This window comes from Lysinibacillus fusiformis (genome assembly GCF_016925635.1).
Lineage (GTDB): Bacteria > Bacillota > Bacilli > Bacillales_A > Planococcaceae > Lysinibacillus > Lysinibacillus fusiformis_F.
On record NZ_CP070490.1, the window covers coordinates 3,597,241 to 3,619,482 of the forward strand.

The following is a 22,242-nucleotide window of genomic DNA, read 5'->3' on the forward strand; positions in this document are numbered from 1 at the left end:
TGTAGGTGTAATCCATTTATACTAGAGAATAAATAGAGCAATAATAATAGATAGGGAGTGAAGGTGAATGAAAAAGCTATTAGGAAATTTAAATATTATGGCAAAAATCGGAATGCTTATTCCTGTCATCACTGTTTTTTTAGGTGGTATGTCCTTCCTTAACTATTTGAACGTATCCAACGAACTTGAAAGCTCTATTGAAAATGAAATGTCTATACTAGCGGATGACGTTGCAGGCTCCGTTGAGAGCAAACTGCATGCGCACATTCAGCTTATAAATAGTGCAAAGACAACAATAGAATCGGCTGACAGTATGATGACCAGAGAACAATTTATTCGCTACGTACAACAGCTATTGCCTTTCAATAAGGAAACGTATGGTATGGGATTATGGCTAGAGGAAGATGCGGCAAAGGGTGAAATTTTTGGACCGTATGCCTATAAGGAAGAAGAAAAAATTGTCTCTACGGATGCTTATGAAGATCCTGCCTATCATTTTCATGAGCAAGATTGGTATCGTAACAGTATCCAATCTAATAAGGTAGTTCATACAGCACCTTATTTCGATGAAGCTTTAGGAGAAATGTTTATTTCATTTGGTACACAAATTGTGAAGGATTCTACTCCCATTGGCGTCATTACAGGAGACTATGTATTAGATTCAATTCAAACCATCGTTTCTGATGTGAAAATTCGAGAGAGCGGTTATGCATTTTTAATTGATGAAAATGGGAAAATTTTAACGCATCCTGATGTCAAAAAAGTAAATAATGAAACGATTCAGCAGTATTTGAACATACCTGTTGAACAGTTATCTGAGCAACAAAAGCTGATACATACAGGGAGTGAAGGTAAAGATTTTACCTTGCAATTTAAGCAACTACAGGATATGCCATGGAAGTTGATATTACTTGTTCCAACCAATGAGCTTTACGGCGAAATAGAGGCCATGCTCCAGCAGCAAATCGTGATCAGTGTCGTTCTGATTGTACTTATTGCGATTAGTATTTATTTCCTTGCTCGTTATATCCGTGGAGAAGTGAAAACGATGAATACGCATTTAGGCTATCTTGCTACAGGTGATTTAACGCAACAAATGGCCGTTCATACAAAGGATGAATTTGGTGAAATGGCGCTGTATTATAATGACTCTGTGGAAGCATTAGGTTCGATGATGCAGCGCATTGTCGCTGAAACGGAGACAGTTGCTTCTACCGCGGAGGAATTAACAGCAAGTGTACAGGAGGTCAATAAAACTGTCACAGAAGTAGCTATTTCTATGCAAGAGGTGGCAGAAAATACGAGTTCCCAACAACAGGTGAGCGGGGAGTTAGAAGGTGTAACAACACAATTAGGTGGGGATATGAAGACCGCCATGGATGATTTACATGAAGCGGTCCAACAATCGCAAACAACTTCTGAACTGGCTACAGGAGGCTCACAAAAAATACAAGCTTTCGTGGATGATATTGTCCATCTTCATGCACAGGTAGACAGCAGTGCCAATCTAGTGAATGGCTTGAAGGAGCATTCGACTCAAATAGAGCAAATGAGTCAGCTCATTTCGGCTATTACCGACCAAACCAATTTACTATCACTTAATGCTGCCATTGAGGCGGCACGAGCAGGCGAAGCAGGGAAAGGATTTGCCGTTGTAGCAGGAGAGGTCAAAGCACTTGCTGAACAAACTAGCCGTGCTTCGTTAGATATTGCAAAGGTCGTGCAGACGATTCAGGAACAAATGAATGAAGCGGTAGTGATGATGGAGCAAAGTCGAAAAATTGCCCATCAAGGTATTGGTTCTGTCCAGCAAGCAGGCATGACCTTCGATACGATTGCCAGCGCAATTGAAGGACTCCAAAACACGATGCAAAAGACAAGTAAAACGACATCGAATGCCTTTGAAAATCTGCATGAAGTGACCGTAAAAGTGCAAGCAATTAGCAAACAGGCACTTGCAACGAATGATCATACATTAAATGTATCGGCCATCACGGAGGAGCAGGCATCTACCATGAATGAAATGTCCATAGCCTCTGAGCAGTTAGCACAACTTGCTCAAAATCTGCAAGAAGAAGCAACTAAGTTCACTATTTAATGCTAAGGTGTACATCTATATGGAGGTGTACACCTTTTTAGGATTTAAAAGAAAAGGCTTCCCACTGCACATTTTTCTTAGGTGCAGCCGATTTGAAATGCTTGATCATTTTTTTGGGTCCACAAATAAAAATACTTGTTTGTGCAGGGATGGATAATGCATCAACAGAGAGCCTGCCCTGCTGCGTTGTATCGATCAACGTGACTGTAAAATGGTCGTTTGCTTGCGCATAATCCTGTAAAAAATCTTTGTAAATGGCATTGTCTTGCCCGTGAAAAGAATAATATAAGTCAATTTTCTTATCAGGCTTCGTGTGTAAATAGGCAAGAAATGGTGTGATGCCCATACCACCAGCAATCCATAGCTGCTGCTCATGCCCTTTGTCGAAATCAAAATGACCATATGGACCATCTACAGCCACCTCTGTATGGATTTGAATAAGGTTGTAGATCTGTTTGGTATAATCTCCAACAGCTTTCATCGTAATATTGATTTGTTGCCCATGACCCCCAGAAATAGAGAAGGGATGCGGTGCTTTTTCGATGCCTTCTTGAAAGATTTTCAGAAAGAGAAATTGTCCTGGCCGAAAATCAAGCCTTTTCGCCAGCGTCAGCTCAACTTCCATTACATTGGGATTCAACTTTTGAATGGATGAAATATGACCTTTATAGGGAAAGAACATATCCTGATACATTGTCAGCATATAAAGGGCAGACATACATCCAATTGTAGTTGTGAGTGCTGTAAAAATACCTAAAGCTGAGGGCTGTAATAAATCATAGTGGCTAGAAAAATAAGCATGATAAATACCGAATGCATAGGGCACAAGTAATAAGCGATGGAGCCAACGCCAATGCTCATACTTCAGGAATTTTGCAATAAAGGCAAGAACAATTAGGATGATAAAGCCATATTGGGCAAGCTCACCAAGTTCTTTAGCGAATTCATTGAGTGACGTTCGATGTGTTAGCTCCTCATCAGGAACCATTTTTTGTAATTGCCCGTGGATAAGAATCAATCCAAGTGAAAGGATAGCTAGTAATTTATGATAAAAATAGACTCGCTCAAGACCATAGAACCAACGCTCCAAAATTTTACTTCTTGTAGCTAAGAAGAATACAAGGAATAAACTAGTCATGGCTAAGCCTCCAATGACATGACTTAGTGTGTTCAACGGATGGATGGGTGCCATAGGTTTGGCAAAATACCAAAGCAAAGCACTACCGCACATAATGAATAAAATAAAAAGTATTCCTTTATAAGCGCTCATATCTAACCTCCACCTCTATGTTTATCCATATTTTCTCTAGCTATACAAATATAGAATAAAAAGTTTCGAGCGTACGTTCGGAATGTATGTTCCCTTTCGTGTCGAATTATGTTACATTAAGAAAGAAAATATAAGAGAGAGAAGGAGTGGAAGTAATTTATGCAAGGGAATACCCATATCGTTGGGGGCATTACAGCAAGTCTTGCCTTTGCACAGTTTTCAAATGATAACCCACTTGTCCTAGTAGGTGCAGGGGTTATCGGTGCATTACTTCCAGATATTTGTCATAGAGGTAGTAAAATAGGTCGTACATTTCCCCTCATCGCAAAGCTAGTGAATACGATATTTGGACATCGTTCCTTTACACATAGTTTGTTGTTTTTAATAAGCATGATGGTGTTATTACATATGTTGATTCCTTATCGAGCGATATCTATTGGAATTATTATCGGAATGGCTAGCCATATCGTACTTGATATGTGTACAAAAAAAGGGGTCAAATTGTTTTTCCCCGCATCTGTCTCTATTCGTTTTCCGCTTACAACGAAAACAGGTAGCAAGGTGGAAGGGGTTGTACTGATGTTGTTATCAATGCTATCCATCTATTTGAGCTATGAATTGATTGTAAGATTTATTGAGGCAATCTAAATAAGACAAGCCCCAGTATGCGTTTACTGGGGCTTTTGATGTTAGTCGGCCTGTACCTCTTCAACAGTCTGCTCAACCTCGGCACGAGTCATTTTTTCTCGTCCTTCCTGCATTGCCTTTAGTGTTTTGTGGGCTAAGGCAAGTGGTAGGCGGCAGAACAGCAGAATAGTACGTTTATTGATATCCTTCATATACAGATCTGCTTTAGCTAAATTTTCTTCTGCATAAGCAAATAAATCCTCGCGTGTCCACCCGTCAGGTACGAAACTTACACCACGTTCATCTAAATCCTCATGCTGATTTCGTAAGATGTTGACAGCCTGTAATCCGCGACCGTAGCCAATTGCTAGCTCGCGATCGGTTTGAACGCCTGCACCCCATGCCCAAAGCTCAGACAGCATCGTCCCAACAAGCCCAGCCACGTAGTATGTATAATCATCTAAATCCTCACGTGTGTGGACCTGCCAATTGGCTTTTGACCATTTTGCCATACCAAAAGCCATTTCACTTGTGGAAGCCTGCACAATTTTTCTGGATTCCTCAGGGCAAAATGTCAGCCAATCTGCTAAACGAAGAGATACTTCAGGTAATTGGTCTGCATAAGGCGCGAGTAATGCTTGATAGGCTTCTTCATTAAAAGTGTCCTTTAATAATTCGCTCGTTGCTGACAGCAAATCAAATTTCACATCATTAGAAAGCTCTTCATGGTCTTCAATTTCATCAATGGCACGCATAGCTAAATACGCAGCAGCCACAGACACCTTTAAATCATTTTTTAAAAAAGTAATCGGTATATAAAACGTGCGGCTTGTATCTTTCAAAACCTGCATCGCTTCTTTGTAAAGTCTTTTTTGCTCGTTCACTTGTATTCCTCCGTTCAAATGGTTCCACATCTATAGTATATCGTATCGTAAAAATAGGGAAAGATAAAACAGATTGTTCATATTTAGAGAGATATTCTTTGAAAACGTTTCCTGAGAATGATATAGTTTAATAGTAAACTATTTAAACCTATACTTTTATTGTGGACAAAAGTATAGGTTAAACCACATTTCAGAAGAGAGGAAGTTTAGAAAATGGGACGTTTAGATAATAAAATTGCGATGATTACTGGTGGCGCATCTGGTATGGGTGCAGCAATGGCGAAATTGTTTGCGCAAGAGGGAGCTACGGTAATTGCGGCTGATATTAATGAAGAGAACCTAGCAAAAATCTCCGAGCTAGACAATGTAGAGGGCATGAAATTAGATGTTTCCTCAGACGAAAACTGGGCAGAAGTGACGAAAGCCATTGTCGAGAAATATGGTCGCATTGATATTTTAATTAACAATGCTGGTATTTCATCCGAAAAAGGACCAGATCAAATTACACAAGCGGACTGGTCAATCATGCATAATATCAATGCTTTTGGTCCATTCCTAGGCATTAAACATGCGTCTAACTATATGAAAGAAGCTGGGAAAGGCTCTATTGTTAATACATCCTCTTACACAGCGATTATTGGCGCAGGCTTTAATGCTTATACAGCCTCTAAAGGGTCTTTACGTGCGATTGCTCGAGCAGCGGCATCAGAGCTTGGTGCTTTCAATGTTCGTGTTAATACAGTATTCCCTGGTGTCATTGAAACACCCATGACAGCTAAATTATCTGAAGCAAAAGAAGCAATGGATATGTTAGTAAGAGCAACACCAATGGGTCGCCTTGGCCAACCAGAGGAAGTAGCAAATGCTATTTTATTTTTAGCATCAGATGAAGCTTCTTATATTACAGGTGCTGAGCTTGTCATTGACGGTGGCTATTCAGCACGCTAATTAATCGCTATAGGAAAGTGAAAATGCCTGTTCAAACAGTGCATTTTCACTTTTTTTGTTTTTTTAGTAGAATAATGATAAAGCTTTAGAAATGCATTAAAATTCAGCTATCGATTAGAAAAAATTTGATATTTTTCGTGATTTTTTCATGAAAGTTTACGAAGTTATTGCACAATCATTTCAACAGCGTTAAAGTTTAGAAAGGGCGAAAATGTCATTACACAATTTGGGGGATTGTACTGAGCGTTTAGCTTTTGTACGAACAAATTAATTGGTCAGGATTTTGGCACACAAAACTCCTTGCAAAATCCTTAGTACCAAAGAGGGCATGTACTTTATTAGTTGCCTTAATCATCGCGTAAACGGCAATCATTGTATGAGGAAGTTACGTAATAAAAACAAAGGAGAATTGTATGCCAAAGGCTATAGGTATTGATGCAGGCGGCACATTGACAAAGGTTGCTTATTTAGATCAACACAATGAGCTTATTTTAACAACCTTTCCGTCTAATGATTTGCAATCTGTAAAAAAATGGATTATTGACCATCCAGATATTGAGGATATTGGTGTTACGGGGGGACGTACAGAGCAATTACTTGATGTCATTAAAACAATGAAATCGATTCATTATATAGTGGAATTTGAAGCAACATTAAAGGGTGTCCGATTTTTATTAAATAAAGAAGGCTACTTTTTTGAGCGTAGTATGATCACCAATATTGGGACAGGCACTTCCATTCATTATATGGAAGGCAATACCCATATTCGCGTTGGCGGAACAGGCGTTGGTGGTGGTACATTAATTGGATTGTCAGCGCTTACAACAGGTATTACCGATTACAATGAGCTACGAGAAATGGCTGACAATGGCCATCGTGAGAGTATTGATTTATTGGTTAAGGACATTTATCAGGGCATGGATACACCGATTGATGGTCATTTAACTGCGAGTAATTTTGGGAAAGTAGGCATTACAAAGTCCATCAAACATCCGGCCGAGGATATTATTGCGACGGTTCAGGGACTAGTAGGCGAAGTCATCACAACACTTAGCATTCAATATGCGGAAGAAAAAAAGGCTCAGCATATTGTCTATATTGGATCAACTCTCAGCAATAATGCTCATCTTGCCCGTGTGATTGCAAATTATACACGCACGAAGAAGCATACACCTGTCTTTATAAACGATCATGGCTTTTCAGGCGCTGTCGGAGCATTGTTCAACATTACAGAATATACAATTGTCTAGAGACAGATAAGAATGAACATGACTAATGCAGATTAGTCATGTTCATTTTTTTTACAAATAGCGAAGAAAATTACCTACATAGTAACGCCTCTACTTGAACAAATTATGTGCAGGAGGTGAAGTTACGTGGGCAAACGTAATAATCGGAACAACAGTAAAACCATGAATATGCGAACACATAATCCTTTTGGTACTTACAAAAGCAAAGATCTTGATCGAAGTAATAGCAATAATAACAACCCGAATGACAACTTGAACGAAGAGTTCGCAGCAGAATTTGATGCGAAAGCTAAAAATAAAAATAATAAAACAAATCATGATAAAAACCAGCAGTCTAATAAAACGAAATAGCGGAGGTACAAATCATGGCGAAAAAGAGGAAAACAAGCTTTAAAAAGAAAAAGAAGGAAGATACACATAAAAAGAATGATCGTGAGGAGTACTCAGCAGAGTTTAACCAAGTCATTCATAATAATCCTCAACTGCCAAAGCAATAAAGACAAGCTGCTCCAAAACTTTTTGGAGCTCTTATTTTTTACCGTATGTGCTTCTTTATACAGTCAAAAAGGGAGTGATTCAAGTGAGAAAATTTTATTTACTTGGACTTCTTTTTGTTTGTCTTGCTGTGTTTATACAAACACCAATGGTCGCAAATGCACAACAAGAAACACCCGCTTATGCAAAATGGGGACAGATGGCTATCAAAGAGGTAAAGGCAAAATATCCTACGGCCAAGATTGTGGATTATTTGCATGAAGGCAAGGAAGTACATGGAACATCAACCATTGAGAAGTTTAAGCTTTGGCTTAAGCAGCCTGATAAGGAATTTGGTGTTTATGTCAGAATCAGCTATCAAACCACAACGCAAGAAGTAGAAAAAATTGAATTTCAAGAAAGTACTTCATAAGACAAGGATGCCTACAATAGGGCATCCTTGTCATGTTGTTGAAAAAAGAGGTCGTCAACGGCAGAAAAAGCAACTTGGCAAGGCGAGGGGGTTGATTTCCGTTCCGCCAGCGTCCTTTCCAGAGGGCGTCCGATGAGCCGCTTCACTCACTGCGTTCGCTCCAGGGTCTCCTCTGTGACGCTAAATCCCCTAGGAGTGACGCTGGCTCCACTCCAATCAACCATTCTGCAAAAGTGGCTTTACTTTTTTTCATAGTAGCGATCAAACAGCCCATTATCTGTATTCGTTAGAGGAGATAAGCTTTTATTTTCAATGTGGAGAAGTGATGCGTGAGAACTTTATTTGAAAACCTTTGCTAAAAAGGTAACACTTTTGTGGATTGGAGTGGAAGGCTACTTGACTCCCGTGGGATAGCGAGACTGTCGAAACCCTGCACGGAGCGGTAGCGGAGGAAGCGATTCGACGCTCGCCCACAGGAAAGCAAGTAGCCTGCAACGAAAATCCATTTCTACCTTTCAATTGACTGTTTTGTTTTTCAACACTAAAACAAGGATGCCTAAAATAGGGCATCCTTGTACTTTAACCTTCTAGCTTTTCAATAAATGCACGCATCAAGCCTGGTAAATCAGGCCATGCATGCCCACTTACTAAATTGCCATCTGTATGAAGATTGGCATCAATATAAGTTGCGCCCGCCACCTGCACCTCTGGCTTGCAGGCAATATAGGCTGTTAGCTCACGTCCTTTTAGCACTTCAGGAATAGTCGCGAAAATTTGTGCTGCGTGACAAACGGCTGCAATCGGTTTATTGGTTTCGAAAAAATGGGACACGAGTGGTGGAACATGCTCATTTAAACGAATGTATTCTGGCGCACGACCACCAGGAATAATCAATCCATCGAAATGGGTTGGATCAACATCAGCAAAAGAAGCATGTGCCTCTAAACCATAGGCAGGTCGCTCGATGTATGTATCGACGCCATCTACAAAATCGTGTAATACGGTCTGTAATTTCTTAGCTGATGGTGCTGCAATAGTGACATCATAGCCTGCCTCAAGACAACGATAATAAGGATAAAAAATCTCTAAAGCTTCTACTGCATCTCCTGCAAGTATTAAAACCTTTTTCCCCATGATTCCATCTCCTTTACATTGTGAATCTACTAAGTTTTATTCGACACATGCAAAAAATTTCCTGCTGATGATCGAGCCATCTTTCCAAATTACTTCCTTTACAAAGAAAAAAATGAAGCGTATAGTATTTATTTAGCTAGGTAAATAAATTTTTCAGGAGGTAGACAGCGATGAATCCAATTTTCCATGCTTTATTCCAAAAAAATCGCTATTTAACTAATTGCTTAAATGAAGTGCTGAAGCAGCATCATTTATATAGTTCTCAATGGACCATTTTATATTGCTTACATAAAAATGGGCCGATGACATTAACGCAAATTTGGAAGTATTTAAATGTAGAAGCGCCAAGTATCACAAGAGCGATTACAAGGCTTGAGTCATTGGGCTGGGTACAACGATTAGATGGTGAGGATAAACGAGAAAAGATTGTGACTTTATCTGCACAAGCAGAGGAGCGCCTACCAGCCATTACAGCAACTATTCTAGCATTTGAAGAAGAAATGGTAGGGTCATTAACTGCTGAAGAACAGCAGCAATTTCTGAAGCTATTGGAAAAAATGAAAGGTTGATGGACATGCAGCAAGAAGAGAATACACAGATATGGACGAAGCGTTTCATTAGTCTATTTTTAACGAATATCTCAGTCTTTTTTGTATTTTATGGACTTGTAACGACTTTGCCTCTTTATGCAATAGGGGAGCTACATCAGACAGATAAGGAGGCAGGACTTCTATTGTCTGGCTTTTTATTGTCAGCTATCATTGTGCGCCCGTTTTCAGGAAAACTGTTGGATGTGTTTGGTAAGAAAAAACTATTAGTCCTCTCCATAGTGGGCTATTTTATTTGTACCGTCTTATATTTATTTATTCATCCATTTGGACTTTTACTTGGTCTTCGTTTTATTCAAGGGATTTTCTTTAGCATTATCACAACAGCCGCGGGTTCTTTAGCCGCAGATATTGTTCCTGCTAAACGAAAAGGGGCAGGGCTAGGCTATTTTACGATGTCTACGAATCTAGCAGTTGTCATCGGGCCATTTATCGGCTTATTATTAATTCAATATAGTACCTTTAACGTATTGTTCATTGTTATGAGTATTTGCGTTTTAGCAGGAGGAATTTTAGCGTTAACGGTCAATACCGATGATTTACCGAAACCTGCCCATGAAGGAAAACTAACCTTTAAATTTGATGATTTATTTGAGCGAAAAGCATTACCTGTTGCTGCGATTGCTAGTTTAGTAGCCTTTTCATATGCCAGTGTTTTATCCTTTTTATCGGTCTATGCACAGCAAAAGGATTTAATGGCAGTGGCCAGTCTTTTTTATGCAGTGTTTGCAGCATCCATGTTAATTACGCGTCCGTATACAGGTAAACTTTATGATACGAAGGGACCGCAATTTGTTATTATTCCTGGTATTATCTCCTTCGCCATCGGACTCGTTATGCTCGCTTTTGTAGAAGGACCCGTGTTATTTTTGAGTGCTGCTATTTTTGTAGGCTTTGGCTATGGTGCTGTGACGACAAGCTTGCAAGCATTAGCCGTTCAATCCACAGCCATCCAGCGAAGTGGCTACGCAACAGCAACCTATTTTACGATGTTTGACCTTGGGATCGCACTAGGTTCCTATATTTTGGGAATGGTGGCCGTACAGGCAGGTTATGCTTCAGTCTACTTGTCAGGTGCAGGTTTACTAGGGGTTGTCTTTATTATTTATCTAGTACGCCTTGCAAAGATGAAACCGAAAAAAGTAGTGAATATATAGTAAAACAGTTGGGTCTGTCCCAACTGTTTTTATTATTAGAAGCGATCATAGGCTATGAAAATTCAGTCATGCAGCGCGGTCGTTATTGACCAAAACATGGTATAATAAGAGCGTAACTAGATAGAGGTTTCATGGGCGGTTGGCACAATTTTAACCTATCTCATTCAGCTTATTGAAGAGAAAGGAGTTGATGCCATTGACTATTTTTGAAGCAATGATGGTTGCGATAAGTCTTTCAACACTTATTGTTTCGGTACTTGCATTGTCATTTACTTTTACACAAAAAAAGTAAACCGCCCCTGCCTCGCCAGCATGTGAGATGGTTTACTTTCATCACTTTGCAAATCGCCTTTGAAGCGATTCGTCTTGTTACTAGGACCATTGGTGTTCCAGCACCAATGGTCTTATTTACTTATATACATCTTCACTAAGAATTATAACATGGATAAGTGGTTTTTTTCAAATAATGTAAAATTAATTGTTATGGACTACAAATGATTTTTGGGGAATCAGTTGGTAGGGTGAAATCATAAAAAAGGATGTGATAATAAATGGAACCAAAATGGCTTGAGTGGGCAAAACAACTACAATCAATTGCACAGGCAGGACTAACTTATTCGAAGGATATTTATGACTTAGAAAGGTTTGAATCATTAAGAGAAATAAGCGTGGACATCATAGCACACCATACGGAGATGGATAAGACGGTTATATGTGATTTATTTGCTAATGAGACGGGTTATGCGACACCCAAAATAGATATTAGGGCGGTTGTTTTTAGGGACAATAAAATATTAATGGTGAGAGAAAAGATGGATGGGGATTGGTCATTACCAGGTGGCTGGGGTGACATCGGACTTACGCCTAGTGAAGTAGCCATCAAAGAAACGAAAGAAGAATCGGGATTTGATGTAAAAGCAATCAAACTCATAAGTGTACTTGATAAGAAATGCCACCCTCATCCACCATCTCTCTACTATGTCTATAAAATGTTTATTCAATGTGAAATCATTGGGGGACAGGCAGAAGAGGGCATGGAAACTAATGCCGTTGCATTCTTTGCTGAAAATGAATTGCCCTCTCTATCAATAGCTAGAAATACAGCGTCATAAATAAAACTAGCTTTTCGTCATTTAAGGTACCCACAAGAACCTGCCTATTTTGATTAATACCTCAAGCTACATAATACCGAATTGTATATTAGATGATTAAAGGAGAGCCGCTCAAGCCTGCTCTCTATTTTTTATTGTATTCCTCGAATTTGTATTTGACATAAAGTGTGCTTAAAGGAAAACACTAAGAAAATCTTAAGAATTAGTGTCTGAGTTTGTTAAGATTTAATTAGTATTATATCCTTATACGAATCCTATAGGGGTGATTGACATGAACCTAAAGTGGTGGAGGAGTGAATGTAGTTGAACATTTTGATTTGTGATGATGATAAAGAAATTGTTAGAGCGATTAGCATTTATTTAGAAAATGAGGGCTATCAAGTATTCAAAGCTTACAATGGTATAGAGGCAATCGATCTTATTCGGGATCACGTTATTCACCTTATTATTATGGATATTATGATGCCAAAAATGGATGGGATTACGGCGACGATGAAGATTCGGCAAGATAATATGATTCCGTTAATTATGCTTTCTGCTAAGTCGGAGGATTATGACAAAATACTCGGATTAAATATCGGAGCAGATGATTATATGGCCAAGCCGTTTAATCCATTAGAACTTGTGGCTAGAGTGAAATCGCAGCTAAGAAGGTATACGACGTTTGGGAGTCTCGAGATGAGTAGTGCTGTATTTCAAACGGGCGGGCTTGTGATTGATGATGAACAAAAAGTCATTACTGTTGATAAACAAGAGGTTCATTTGACACCAGTGCAATATAAAATCTTAAAGCTTCTGACAGCCAATGCTGGTAGGGTGTTCACGATTGAAGAGATTTATGAAAAGGTATGGAATGTCAGGGCTATTAATCCTGAAAATACGGTTTCGGTTCATATTCGAAAGATTCGAGAAAAAATTGAAATTAATCCAAAAGAGCCGAAGTATTTAAAAGTTGTATGGGGAGTTGGGTATAAGGTTGAGAAAGTTGAGAAGTATTAGTCATGCACTCATTACGAAAGTGGTTGTCTTCCTAATTGCCATCGCTTGTTTAACTGGTATCGCGAGGGTAATGATCAACATGGAATTTAATGAGATTCATCTTAGTAGTATAAATCAAGATCATTATTTTGAAAGCCGAGCATTCGCTGATGAAAGTTACAGCATTATTGCTCCTTTAGCGCAATTAATCGGAAAATACAAAAGTGAAGAATATATTTTAAGTGATAAGACACTAATAGAAGAGGATAATAGAAGAATCGAAGAAGAGTTATATTATGATTTCCGTAATTCTTATAGATATAATTCGAATTTGAGTGAAGAGGAAAATAAGCATAACTATCAAGAAATATATGCAAATGACATTGCTAGAATAAAAGATAAAAGTATGAATGAACAGGTAAGAAATTTTTATCGATTACGCAGTACGCTAGAAGCCTATGAAGGAATTGTGTTTTATGCGAGTGACGGTGAGCATGAGTTCTCCAATAGTGATCTCAATAAGAAAGAGCAATTTGAATCCTTTGATGCCTATATGTTATTTGAAAATTATCAACAAAAGCTTCATCCGAATGAAGTGAAAGAAAGTCGATACTTGGATTACTTTACACATGAAGTTGACATGTTGAACCCACAGACAGATGTTATGTATGTAGCGTTTAAAGATTCTTACCTACAACAAAAAATGTCGGAATGGGAAAAAGATAAAGCGACTGCCCAAAGCTTTCTGAATGAATTTATGGTATTTCTAGCAGGGTTTATTTTATCTTTTGTGTATTTAATCATAGTTATTGGAAGAACGTCATTTAAAGATAAAGAAATTCATTTCCATGTCATTGACAAACTTTATAATGATCTCAATATTGTGCTAATCGGATGTTTAACAGCGATGTGGATCGCCATGATTGTGGAAGTATTCCATGATATGTACATGTTCTTCAGCGTGCCTATTTTTATCATTGCCTTCCTATTGATTTTATCGCTCGTAAAGCATATTAAAAATAGATCGTTATTGCAGCATACACTCCTCTATCAAATTTTCAAAAAGCTATTTATTTTGGTGAAACATGTTTTTGACAGTGGTAGTACAGGCGTGAAAATTGTGCTGCTAGTCATTGGCTATCCATTAGTTGTGGCGGCAACATTTTTCGTGTTTCCCATTACGATGGGGATAGCTGCCTGGTTGGCGCTGAGAAAGGTGAAGTCGTTTAACCGCATTAAAGAGGGTGTAGAGCAAATTAAAAATGGGGATCTTCATCATCGAATTGAAGTGGATGGAAAAGGGGAGTTTAGTCAACTTGCAGAAAATATAAATCGGATTACAGATGGGTTGAAAAAGGCAGTGGATAGTGAAATCAAGAGTGAGCGTTTAAAAACAGAGCTTATTACGAATGTTTCGCATGATATCAGAACGCCTTTAACATCAATTATTACGTATGTCGATTTATTAAAATTAGAAAATGACCCTGCAATGATTGCTGAATATGTGGACGTGTTAGATCAAAAATCGAAAAGACTTCAGCACTTAACCGATGATTTATTTGAAGCGGCTAAAGCATCAAGTGGTAGTATACCTGTCCAGTTAGAACGGATTGATATCGTATCATTACTAACGCAAGGGATCGGAGAAATGGATGAAAAAATTGAAGCCTCGTCCTTAGATTTTAAATTAGCTCATCCAACAGAAAAAGTGTATGTGAAGGCTGATGGTAAACTCCTGTGGCGCGCTATCGAAAATCTATTCTCGAATATTTTTAAATACGCACTGCCTACATCAAGGGTATATATTGGTGTGGAAGATATAGGGAATGAAATACTTGTGACATTTAAAAATATTTCAGCATACGAATTAAATATTTCAGTTGATGAGTTAATGGAACGCTTTAAACGCGGAGATGAATCAAGATCAAGCCAAGGTAGCGGATTAGGGTTGTCGATTGCTGAAAGCCTTATTCACATCCAGCACGGCAAGTTCTTAGTGCAAGTAGATGGCGATTTATTTAAGGTCATGATTTATCTACCCAAATTCCCAAATGAATAATGTAATAAAGGAATAGGATACATGCGTGTCCTATTCCTTTTCTTTTGTTGAAAAAAGATCATGTCACTAGAAAAAAGGCCTTTTAACAAGGTGAGGGGTTGATTTCCGTTCCGCCAGCGTCCTTTCCAGGGGGCGCCCGATGAGCCGCTTCACTCACTGCGTTCGCTCCAGGGTCTCCTCAGTGACGCTAAATCCCCTAGGAGTGACGCTGGCTCCACTCCAATCAACCATGCTGCAAAGTGTCTTTACTTTTTTTCATAGTAGCATAGTGATTAAATCGCCCATTATCTGTATTCTTAGAGGGGATAAGCTCTTATTGGAGAAGTAATGCGTGACAACACCTCTTCATAAAGAGTAGTGAACACCTTCACTTTATCTGAAAACCTTTGCTAAAAGTTAAATATTTATGGGTTGGAGTGGAAGGCTACTTGACTCCCGTGGGATAGCGAGACAGGCGAACCACTAAACGGAGCGGTAGCGGAGGAAGCGGTTCGGCGCTCGCCCACAGGAAAGGAAGTAGCCTGCAACGGAAATTCATTTTCACTTTTCATAAAAATTCTATTGATTGTTTTGTTTTTCAACACTAGAAAAGACCTGTATAAAAAAGAGAGTGACATGAGCCAGCTCTCCTTCAAATTAGTTAAGATTCTTTTGTAAAAACGCTCGTGTACGGTCGTTTTGAGGGTTTGTAAAGAAGTTGTCTGGATGGTCGGATTCGATAATTTGACCACCATCCATAAAGACTACCTTATTTGCTACCTCACGTGCGAAGCCCATTTCGTGTGTCACGACAATCATTGTCATCTGATCCTCTGCTAGGCTTTTCATGACCTTTAATACTTCGCCTGTTAGCTCAGGATCTAAGGCAGAGGTAGGCTCATCAAATAATAAAATTTGAGGATTCATCATCAGGGCACGAGCGATTGCTACACGCTGTTTTTGGCCACCAGAAAGATTGGCAGGATAAGCCTTGGCCTTGTCGGCAAGACCAATTTTTTGTAATAAATCTTGACAGCGTCTCGTAATGGCCTCTGCTGATTCGGTTTTTAATAAGCTTGGTGCCATTTCGAGGTTTTGCTGAACGGTTAAGTGGGGGAACAGGTTAAAGTGTTGAAAGACCATTCCCATTTTAGCTGTGATTGCTTTGATGTCCTGTGGCCTTGTATAATGTCCATCTTGCACTAAATAATCGCCATCTATTAAAATACTGCCACCCTCAATTTCTTCCAAATGAATTAAGCTCCGAAGCATTGTACTTTTCCCAGATCCAGAGGGACCGATAACTGCAATGACATCATTCTTCTCTACCGAAAATGTAATTTGTTTCAGAACCTCCACCTGATCGAAAGATTTCTTCAAATTTGTTACTTCCATTAATGCCATATGTGTCACCTCTATTCGAATTTAAAGCGTTTTTCTAGCAATTTAAAGAATATGGTCAATACAAGGGTCATGACTAAGTAAATTGCACCAGCAATAAAGAACGGTGTAATTGTGAAGTCACGATTGACAGCTGTTTGCGCAAAATGTAGTAATTCGGGAACAGCAACTGCATAAAGTAGGGCTGTATCCTTAATCAGTGTAACGGATTCATTTGATAAAGCGGGTAAGGCGACACGAAACATTTGTGGCAAAATAACACGTGTTGTCGTTTGCCATTTGGATAAGCCGAGTACCTGGGCTGCCTCATATTGTCCTTTATCGATGGCAAGAAGACCACCACGGAATATTTCTGCAAAGTAGGCAGCATAATTTAAAATAAAGCCAAGACAAGCGGCCACAAAACGATCGAGTACTAAATATTCACCGATTACTGGTAGCATAGGTAAACCGAAGCAAATTAATAATAATTGTAGTAATAGTGGTGTGCCACGCATGATATAAATATACGTATGTGCAAGCCAAGCGAGTGGTTTTATGCGACTTTTTACGGCGAGTGTTAGTAAAAAGCCGAATGGAATCGATACTAGAATGGCGATGAAAAACAGTAAAACTGTCATTTTTGCCCCTTCTAGCATCGGTAATATCATAGTTTGCCAGTAATCCGCCATAACGATGTCCCTCCAAAAAGAGTAAGAGTTCCACTAAGGAAACTCTTACAGTTGATGTATCCTGTCATTACTTTAATACTTTATCTTCACCGAACCATTTTGTAGAAATTTCAGACGCTGTACCATCTTCATTCATTTTGTCTAACGCGGCTTGTAGTTTTTCTAATAATGCTTCATTGCCTGGTTTCACACCAATACCGTACTGTTCAGGTGCAAGTGATTCCTCTAATAATTTGAATGTATCCGGCTCTTGTGTCATGTAATATTCTGCCACCACTGCATCAATGACCACCGCATCAACACGGCCTGTTTTTAAGTCTGATAATGCTAATACATTATCCGTGAATTCTGTAATTTTTTTCACTTCTTTGTGAATCGGGTTCCCGTTTAATGCATCTGCCGCAGAAGAAAGAGATTGAATACCTACTTCTTGTCCAGCTAAATCACTTAGTTTTGTAATCTTTGAATCTGCCTTTGTTAGCACAACTTGAGAGTTTTCAAGATAAGGCTTTGTAAATAAAACTTTTTCCTTACGTTCATCTGTAATCGTATAACCGTTCCAAATTAAATCAATACGTCCGCTCAGTAATTCTGCCTCTTTTGTTTTCCAATCGATTGGCTGGAATTCTGCTTCAACGCCCATATGCTCGGCTGCTGCACGAGCTAAATCAATATCGAATCCAACGATGTCATTTTTATCATCGCGGAAGCCCATTGGTGCAAATTTATCGTCGATCCCAATAATAACTTTTTCTTGATCTGCTGCTTTTTCGTCTTTTTCTGCTGTCTTTTCTTTTGATGAACCACACGCTGCTAAAACGATGACAGCTGTCAGCATCATAAATAAAGTCAATACACGTTTCATTTTTGTTTCCCCCTATAATCTATCACTTTCGCTTGCTAAACTACTAATGTGTTAAAGGTTAACATCGTACTCTAACAATGTCAATATCGTTTTGGATTAATCAGAAAATGAGCGGTGTTTTCTAGCATTTTTTTGAATAGCATAAAATAATGAAATTGGGGGATAGTAAGTAACTGAAGAATAAGAAAAGAAAAAGGGACTGCACTTAAAGAACAGTCCAGTGAAATGATGTTAGCTATTTTTGCTGTGGATTGCTTTGCGTGCCAAAGCATCAGCCGCTTTGTTTTGTGCGTCAGGCACCCATTTGATAAAAAATAAATCAAAGCTAGTAGCAAGTGCTAAAGCTTTTTCTAAATAAGGTTTAAATTCCTCGTTTTTGACATATTCTTTTTCCATAGAAGCGACAACGATTTTGGAATCCGAACGTACTGAGACAAGAGGGGAGCCTAACTTTTGTGCTTCTTCAAGGCCACGAACTAATGCCGTGAATTCAGCAATATGGTTGTTTGTTTCGCCAATATACTCACTGATTTGGATATGGTGGCCTTCACCTTTAATAAATAACCCAATCCCACTTGGCCCAGGATTTCCTGCACTGGCAGCATCTATATAAACTTCTAACATATCATCCCTACTTTGCGTTTTGACTTCCCTATAATTGTACAACAAGGCTATGGCGCAAAGCATCCTTGTGGGGCAATTCGTGTTTGAAAAAAATCCGTAGGGAGCAAACAAAATAGTTGCTTGTTGAAATTGAACGCTTCATAATAGTAGGAAGTGAATTTTGGACGTGAAAGGAGCGAGAGTTCAACATGGAGAAAGTGACGGTTATGAAGGATATTGACGAACTGCATGATACGTATTGTGCGGATTGCTTGGTGATTAAGCAATTACGTAAAGACCGTGGTAAACCAGGGGCTCATCGTTTCTGTATTGAAGCCTGTTCAGTTGGAGAAAAGCTACAGTTCTTAGGGGAAGAGCTTTTAAAAGTTTATAGTAAATGAACACATGAAGAAAAGCTACATCTATTAGCAAAAATGCTAATAAATGTAGCTTCTTTAATTGTCACAATTATTTCGTATCAGCATAGCTGCTTAGGTCTTGATAATACTTTGTAAGAGAGGAAGCTGAAATATCGAATGTCGCAGCGATTTCTTTCACCGTCATAGATAGAGACTCGAATAGCTCCTTTTCCTGACCATAACGAATCGCACCAGCTGCAATGGCCGCTTCTTTGCGCGCAGTCGGTTGACCTTCAATTAAATAGTCCTCTAATAGCTCAAGCATCGGTGCTGTTTCACGCTCATTTTGCTCTAGGAAGTCTTTTACTTGTGTCAGGACATTGCTCTCAAAGTTTGAGAATTCCTCACCTTTATAGCCATTTGATACTAATAACTCCCAGAATGCTAGGTGCTCTTCTTTTAAGAATGAGCCAACCTTCTTCTCGGATGCCTCAAAGTTCTTCTTGAAATCTTCGAAGACTTTTGCATGATCCTCTGGGAAGAAAATCAGTGTGGACACAGCTAAATAATGAGCCGATTTCTTCGTACCGTCTGGTAAGATAAAGGCAAATACATGCATACCTTCAGGAATCGGTTTGTTATTTTCACGACGAATATAAAGCTCTTCATTTGTAAGTAAATGATTAGCCTTGAAATATTTTTCCTCAACAACAGACACCGTACCAATAAATAAAGTCGGCTGAGACCAATCTTCAAGTACTTTGACTGTAGAAGGTCTTACCGCCTTTTTCTTCGTTTTCTTTAGATAATTTTTCCAGATAGATGGCTCTTGATGGAAGAAAAAGTCGTCTAAAGCGATGGCTTCAATTAGCTCACGCTGTAGAACGCTCTCTAATTTAGGCTGCCATGTGCCCACATGCTCGATATAGGCACGAACATCTTTGCGTTCAGGATATTCTAAGTAAAATGTTTGTAGCACACGCTCTAATTCTTCGATTTGTACTGCTTCCACTGTTACTTGCTGTTTGCCTTCACAACATTTTTTATATTTTTTGCCGCTACCGCATGGGCATGGATCATTACGTTTTACCATAATTAGAACACTTCCTTTAATCATTGTTAATCGTATATTGCTAAATAATTTGCGTACTCTTAATAATAACGGTACTTTTGTATGAAGAAAAATAATTGTCTATTTTGAAATATCTAAAAAATATAGAGGGACGCCCTGATTCTAGTATATGTACGTATTTTTCTACTTAGAACTAAAAAAAAGAAAACGGTCTCCACCTTCAATAGGCAGGACCGTTTCTAGTTAAATTATTGCTGAACGGCTTCGATTTCCACTGTCAGACGTTCAAGCTCATCAATTAAATGGCCAATGTAGGCAATTGTATCACGAAGCGGTTGGTCAGTCGTGATATCAACACCTGCCATTTGTGCTAGCTCCACTGGTGATTTTATGCCGCCAGCCTGTAGCACTGCTAGCCAATCTTCAACAGCTGGAGCGCCCTCTTTTAAAATACGTTGAGACACTTGTGTTGAGATGGTTAACCCTGCACTATATGTGTATGGGTAAAGGCCCATATAATAGTGTGGCTGACGCATCCATGTAAGTTCAGCACCTTCAGAGATCGCCACTGTATCACCCCAGAAATCTTCCAGCACAGAGCGTTTTAATTGATTGAGGATGGTTGCGTTAACTGCCTCTCCAGCATCAATTAATTCATATACTTTACGTTGATAGGCAGCTTCTAGTAAATGTGTAACAAAGTTATGATAATATGTTTTCGCTACAATATTAGAAATCACCCAACGTTTAAAGCGTAGATCATCATTATGTGTTAGTAAATAATTCGCTAACAGCATTTCATTCATTGTTGATGGCGCTTCAATAAAGTACAAAGATGGTCGACTATTCAGATAAGATTGATGTTCATACGTATTTGCAAAATGCCCAGCATGACCAAGCTCGTGAATAAGTGTAAAGACTTCATTCATTTGTTCATTCCATGACATTAAAATATACGGATGGCTACCATACGGACTTGAACAAAATGCCCCTGTAGATTTTCCTTTGTTTGGCGCATAGTCAATCCAGCGTTCATTGAAGGCTCTATCCATTAATTGATTATAGTCTTCACCCATAACGGCTAATGCCTTTTCAATATATTCTTTTGCCTCAGCCATCGATAGTCTAGGATCATAATCAGAGTCCAGCGCAATTTTTAAATCTGCAAATGTCATTTGGTCGATACCGTTGGCTTTTTGAATTAACGTTGCATAGCGACGCATATGCGGGGCAAGCTCTTTTGTAATTAAATCAATTTGACGATTATAGAGAGAACGATCGACATCTTGATCAAATAGTAAATAATCAATAACAGAGTTAAAGCCTCTTAGGTCAGCCATTGTTTTTTCTTGTTGAATATGTGTGTTATATACTTGTGCTGTTGTATGCTGGTAATCACGTAGCTTGCTTGAAAATGCTTCAAAGGCAGCACGACGTACATCTGCATTTGCTTCAAACTCCCAGTCATTTTCGTACAGGACGAAGCTAAGGGGATGCTTTTCGCCATTGGCTTCAAACTCGCCAAAATCCATGTCCACTAATTTCGTCGTATTGTACGTTTTATAGGGCGCGTCAAATGTAGGGCTGAATGCTGCTAGCGCTTTTTCCACTTCAGGGTGTAGCTGGTGTGGTTTTCGTTTTAATAATTCCTCTAGATATCGTTTGTAAAGAGGGCTTGATGTTGCTGCTTCTTGTAAAACAGCTTCATCCAATGCCAGTAACTCACTACGTACGAAGGATAGAGCACTGCTAACTTTTCCGATAGCTGTACCAAATTTAGCGGCACGCATTTGTGCTACATCATTTGTGCGATCTGTTTCGAGATTTAAGCTTGCATATGTGCCAATCGGAACAAATCTTTTTTGTAGCTCTTCAAAGGCTGTTAACACGTCGATTACTTTTTGTGCATCAGTAATTGTTCCTTTGTATTGTTGCTCGAAGCTAAGCGCATCTTCCACTAATTGTGCCAAGGTAGGTTCAAAATCAGCCTCATTGCTTAATAAATCTGTTAAATCCCAAGTTTCTTCTACTGCAACATCTTTTCGTAATGGTAAAACTTTCATTCTATGGACACCCCTTTACATGTAAGTGATTTCATTATAACGAAACTATTTCGGAAAGTGAAATAATTTCATAGAATAGTTGCAATATTCTTACTGAAGGTCGTTTCGCATGAAGTATGTTTGAAATATTGTCGGTCGGGAACAATGTGTGTATAGCCAACATCTTTTATTACTCATACTAATGGCTAGAACAAGAC

23 protein-coding genes are annotated in these 22,242 nt (G+C 38.9%); 14 read left to right on the forward strand and 9 right to left on the reverse strand.

Annotated features, from left to right (window positions below; translation table 11 throughout):
* The first annotated feature begins 67 nt into the window (after window positions 1-67).
* On the forward strand, window positions 68-2,098 hold the full coding sequence (locus tag JTI58_RS17435; protein WP_205442562.1) for a methyl-accepting chemotaxis protein: 2,031 nt from the start codon (window positions 68-70) through the stop codon (window positions 2,096-2,098).
* A gap of 37 nt (window positions 2,099-2,135) precedes the next feature.
* On the opposite strand, the gene JTI58_RS17440 is transcribed toward JTI58_RS17435, so the two are convergent.
* Entirely contained in the window at window positions 2,136-3,368 is a 1,233-nt protein-coding gene (locus tag JTI58_RS17440) for a ferredoxin reductase family protein (protein ID WP_205442564.1), read from the reverse strand.
* A 159-nt stretch (window positions 3,369-3,527) separates the two neighbouring features.
* On the opposite strand from JTI58_RS17440, the gene JTI58_RS17445 reads away from it, so the two are divergent.
* Window positions 3,528-4,016 carry a metal-dependent hydrolase gene (locus JTI58_RS17445; protein WP_205442566.1) on the forward strand — a complete coding sequence of 163 codons (489 nt, stop codon included), beginning with the start codon at window positions 3,528-3,530 and terminating at the stop codon, window positions 4,014-4,016.
* Window positions 4,017-4,057: 41 nt separating this feature from the next.
* Here JTI58_RS17445 and JTI58_RS17450 read toward each other — a convergent pair whose 3' ends face one another.
* A complete protein-coding gene (locus JTI58_RS17450; protein WP_243456100.1) occupies window positions 4,058-4,879 on the reverse strand; it encodes a squalene/phytoene synthase family protein in 822 nt (273 codons plus the stop codon).
* Window positions 4,880-5,092: 213 nt separating this feature from the next.
* Here JTI58_RS17450 and JTI58_RS17455 point away from each other — a divergent pair, with 213 nt between their 5' ends.
* From JTI58_RS17455 to JTI58_RS17470, 5 genes are all read left to right on the forward strand, one after another.
* On the forward strand, window positions 5,093-5,827 hold the full coding sequence (locus tag JTI58_RS17455; protein WP_205442568.1) for an SDR family NAD(P)-dependent oxidoreductase: 735 nt from the start codon (window positions 5,093-5,095) through the stop codon (window positions 5,825-5,827).
* 413 nt (window positions 5,828-6,240) lie between these two features.
* A complete protein-coding gene (gene coaW, locus JTI58_RS17460; protein ID WP_205442570.1) occupies window positions 6,241-7,077 on the forward strand; it encodes a type II pantothenate kinase in 837 nt (278 codons plus the stop codon).
* Between the two features lie 126 nt (window positions 7,078-7,203).
* Window positions 7,204-7,428: a hypothetical protein gene (locus tag JTI58_RS17465; protein WP_004269369.1), complete on the forward strand. Its 225-nt coding sequence runs from the start codon at window positions 7,204-7,206 to the stop codon at window positions 7,426-7,428.
* A 14-nt stretch (window positions 7,429-7,442) separates the two neighbouring features.
* The gene (locus JTI58_RS25090) at window positions 7,443-7,574 is read left to right on the forward strand and encodes a hypothetical protein (protein ID WP_279381279.1); all 132 of its coding nucleotides are present in this window, start codon (window positions 7,443-7,445) and stop codon (window positions 7,572-7,574) included.
* Between the two features lie 83 nt (window positions 7,575-7,657).
* Window positions 7,658-7,984, forward strand: coding sequence for a DUF3889 domain-containing protein (locus JTI58_RS17470; RefSeq protein WP_205442571.1), 327 nt, complete (start codon window positions 7,658-7,660; stop codon window positions 7,982-7,984).
* A 579-nt stretch (window positions 7,985-8,563) separates the two neighbouring features.
* Here the strand turns inward: JTI58_RS17470 and JTI58_RS17475 are convergent.
* Window positions 8,564-9,118, reverse strand: a complete 555-nt coding sequence (locus tag JTI58_RS17475) for a DJ-1/PfpI family protein (protein ID WP_205442572.1) — start codon at window positions 9,116-9,118, stop codon at window positions 8,564-8,566.
* Between the two features lie 170 nt (window positions 9,119-9,288).
* Here JTI58_RS17475 and JTI58_RS17480 point away from each other — a divergent pair, with 170 nt between their 5' ends.
* The 6 genes from JTI58_RS17480 to JTI58_RS17500 all read left to right on the forward strand — a co-directional run bounded on the left by JTI58_RS17480 (window position 9,289) and on the right by JTI58_RS17500 (window position 15,032).
* Complete coding sequence (locus JTI58_RS17480; protein WP_205442574.1) at window positions 9,289-9,687, forward strand: MarR family winged helix-turn-helix transcriptional regulator; 399 nt, start codon at window positions 9,289-9,291, stop codon at window positions 9,685-9,687.
* 5 nt (window positions 9,688-9,692) lie between these two features.
* Window positions 9,693-10,883, forward strand: a complete 1,191-nt coding sequence (locus tag JTI58_RS17485; protein ID WP_431844388.1) for an MFS transporter — start codon at window positions 9,693-9,695, stop codon at window positions 10,881-10,883.
* Between the two features lie 196 nt (window positions 10,884-11,079).
* Complete coding sequence (locus JTI58_RS25145) at window positions 11,080-11,175, forward strand: putative holin-like toxin (protein WP_347709092.1); 96 nt, start codon at window positions 11,080-11,082, stop codon at window positions 11,173-11,175.
* Between the two features lie 259 nt (window positions 11,176-11,434).
* The gene (locus JTI58_RS17490; protein WP_205442576.1) at window positions 11,435-11,995 is read left to right on the forward strand and encodes an NUDIX hydrolase; all 561 of its coding nucleotides are present in this window, start codon (window positions 11,435-11,437) and stop codon (window positions 11,993-11,995) included.
* A 303-nt stretch (window positions 11,996-12,298) separates the two neighbouring features.
* Window positions 12,299-12,994, forward strand: coding sequence for a response regulator transcription factor (locus tag JTI58_RS17495; protein WP_141903000.1), 696 nt, complete (start codon window positions 12,299-12,301; stop codon window positions 12,992-12,994).
* On the forward strand, window positions 12,972-15,032 hold the full coding sequence (locus JTI58_RS17500) for a HAMP domain-containing sensor histidine kinase (protein WP_205442578.1): 2,061 nt from the start codon (window positions 12,972-12,974) through the stop codon (window positions 15,030-15,032). The genes JTI58_RS17495 and JTI58_RS17500 overlap by 23 nt, the downstream gene beginning before the upstream one ends.
* A 636-nt stretch (window positions 15,033-15,668) precedes the next feature.
* On the opposite strand, the gene JTI58_RS17505 is transcribed toward JTI58_RS17500, so the two are convergent.
* From JTI58_RS17505 to JTI58_RS17520, 4 genes are all read right to left on the reverse strand, one after another.
* Complete coding sequence (locus JTI58_RS17505) at window positions 15,669-16,415, reverse strand: amino acid ABC transporter ATP-binding protein (RefSeq protein ID WP_205442579.1); 747 nt, start codon at window positions 16,413-16,415, stop codon at window positions 15,669-15,671.
* Window positions 16,416-16,426: 11 nt separating this feature from the next.
* Window positions 16,427-17,083 (reverse strand): amino acid ABC transporter permease, encoded by a 657-nt coding sequence (locus tag JTI58_RS17510; protein ID WP_205442580.1) that lies wholly within the window; start codon window positions 17,081-17,083, stop codon window positions 16,427-16,429.
* 67 nt (window positions 17,084-17,150) lie between these two features.
* Window positions 17,151-17,948, reverse strand: a complete 798-nt coding sequence (locus tag JTI58_RS17515) for an amino acid ABC transporter substrate-binding protein (RefSeq protein WP_205442581.1) — start codon at window positions 17,946-17,948, stop codon at window positions 17,151-17,153.
* A 231-nt stretch (window positions 17,949-18,179) separates the two neighbouring features.
* Window positions 18,180-18,572: a ribonuclease HI family protein gene (locus JTI58_RS17520; protein WP_205442583.1), complete on the reverse strand. Its 393-nt coding sequence runs from the start codon at window positions 18,570-18,572 to the stop codon at window positions 18,180-18,182.
* Between the two features lie 188 nt (window positions 18,573-18,760).
* Between JTI58_RS17520 and JTI58_RS17525 the strand changes: the two genes are divergently transcribed.
* Window positions 18,761-18,952 (forward strand): zinc-finger domain-containing protein, encoded by a 192-nt coding sequence (locus JTI58_RS17525; protein WP_205442584.1) that lies wholly within the window; start codon window positions 18,761-18,763, stop codon window positions 18,950-18,952.
* 67 nt (window positions 18,953-19,019) lie between these two features.
* Here the strand turns inward: JTI58_RS17525 and JTI58_RS17530 are convergent, their stop codons facing one another.
* Together JTI58_RS17530 and pepF are read right to left on the reverse strand one after the other, a co-directional pair.
* Window positions 19,020-20,003 carry an SEC-C domain-containing protein gene (locus JTI58_RS17530; protein ID WP_205442585.1) on the reverse strand — a complete coding sequence of 328 codons (984 nt, stop codon included), beginning with the start codon at window positions 20,001-20,003 and terminating at the stop codon, window positions 19,020-19,022.
* A gap of 227 nt (window positions 20,004-20,230) precedes the next feature.
* Window positions 20,231-22,045, reverse strand: a complete 1,815-nt coding sequence (gene pepF / locus JTI58_RS17535) for an oligoendopeptidase F (protein WP_205442586.1) — start codon at window positions 22,043-22,045, stop codon at window positions 20,231-20,233.
* Between the last annotated feature and the right edge of the window lie 197 nt (window positions 22,046-22,242).

What these genes read in the sequence shown, in the direction of transcription:
- JTI58_RS17435 (WP_205442562.1), top strand. Translation starts at nt 68, where the DNA reads ATGAAAAAGCTATTAGGAAATTTAAATATTATGGCAAAAATCGGAATG.
- JTI58_RS17440 (WP_205442564.1), bottom strand. Translation starts at nt 3,368, where the DNA reads ATGAGCGCTTATAAAGGAATACTTTTTATTTTATTCATTATGTGCGGT.
- JTI58_RS17445 (WP_205442566.1), top strand. Translation starts at nt 3,528, where the DNA reads ATGCAAGGGAATACCCATATCGTTGGGGGCATTACAGCAAGTCTTGCC.
- JTI58_RS17455 (WP_205442568.1), top strand. Translation starts at nt 5,093, where the DNA reads ATGGGACGTTTAGATAATAAAATTGCGATGATTACTGGTGGCGCATCT.
- coaW (WP_205442570.1), top strand. Translation starts at nt 6,241, where the DNA reads ATGCCAAAGGCTATAGGTATTGATGCAGGCGGCACATTGACAAAGGTT.
- JTI58_RS25090 (WP_279381279.1), top strand. Translation starts at nt 7,443, where the DNA reads ATGGCGAAAAAGAGGAAAACAAGCTTTAAAAAGAAAAAGAAGGAAGAT.
- JTI58_RS17475 (WP_205442572.1), bottom strand. Translation starts at nt 9,118, where the DNA reads ATGGGGAAAAAGGTTTTAATACTTGCAGGAGATGCAGTAGAAGCTTTA.
- JTI58_RS17480 (WP_205442574.1), top strand. Translation starts at nt 9,289, where the DNA reads ATGAATCCAATTTTCCATGCTTTATTCCAAAAAAATCGCTATTTAACT.
- JTI58_RS17485 (WP_431844388.1), top strand. Translation starts at nt 9,693, where the DNA reads ATGCAGCAAGAAGAGAATACACAGATATGGACGAAGCGTTTCATTAGT.
- JTI58_RS17490 (WP_205442576.1), top strand. Translation starts at nt 11,435, where the DNA reads ATGGAACCAAAATGGCTTGAGTGGGCAAAACAACTACAATCAATTGCA.
- JTI58_RS17505 (WP_205442579.1), bottom strand. Translation starts at nt 16,415, where the DNA reads ATGGCATTAATGGAAGTAACAAATTTGAAGAAATCTTTCGATCAGGTG.
- JTI58_RS17510 (WP_205442580.1), bottom strand. Translation starts at nt 17,083, where the DNA reads ATGGCGGATTACTGGCAAACTATGATATTACCGATGCTAGAAGGGGCA.
- JTI58_RS17515 (WP_205442581.1), bottom strand. Translation starts at nt 17,948, where the DNA reads ATGAAACGTGTATTGACTTTATTTATGATGCTGACAGCTGTCATCGTT.
- JTI58_RS17520 (WP_205442583.1), bottom strand. Translation starts at nt 18,572, where the DNA reads ATGTTAGAAGTTTATATAGATGCTGCCAGTGCAGGAAATCCTGGGCCA.
- JTI58_RS17525 (WP_205442584.1), top strand. Translation starts at nt 18,761, where the DNA reads ATGGAGAAAGTGACGGTTATGAAGGATATTGACGAACTGCATGATACG.
- JTI58_RS17530 (WP_205442585.1), bottom strand. Translation starts at nt 20,003, where the DNA reads ATGGTAAAACGTAATGATCCATGCCCATGCGGTAGCGGCAAAAAATAT.
- pepF (WP_205442586.1), bottom strand. Translation starts at nt 22,045, where the DNA reads ATGAAAGTTTTACCATTACGAAAAGATGTTGCAGTAGAAGAAACTTGG.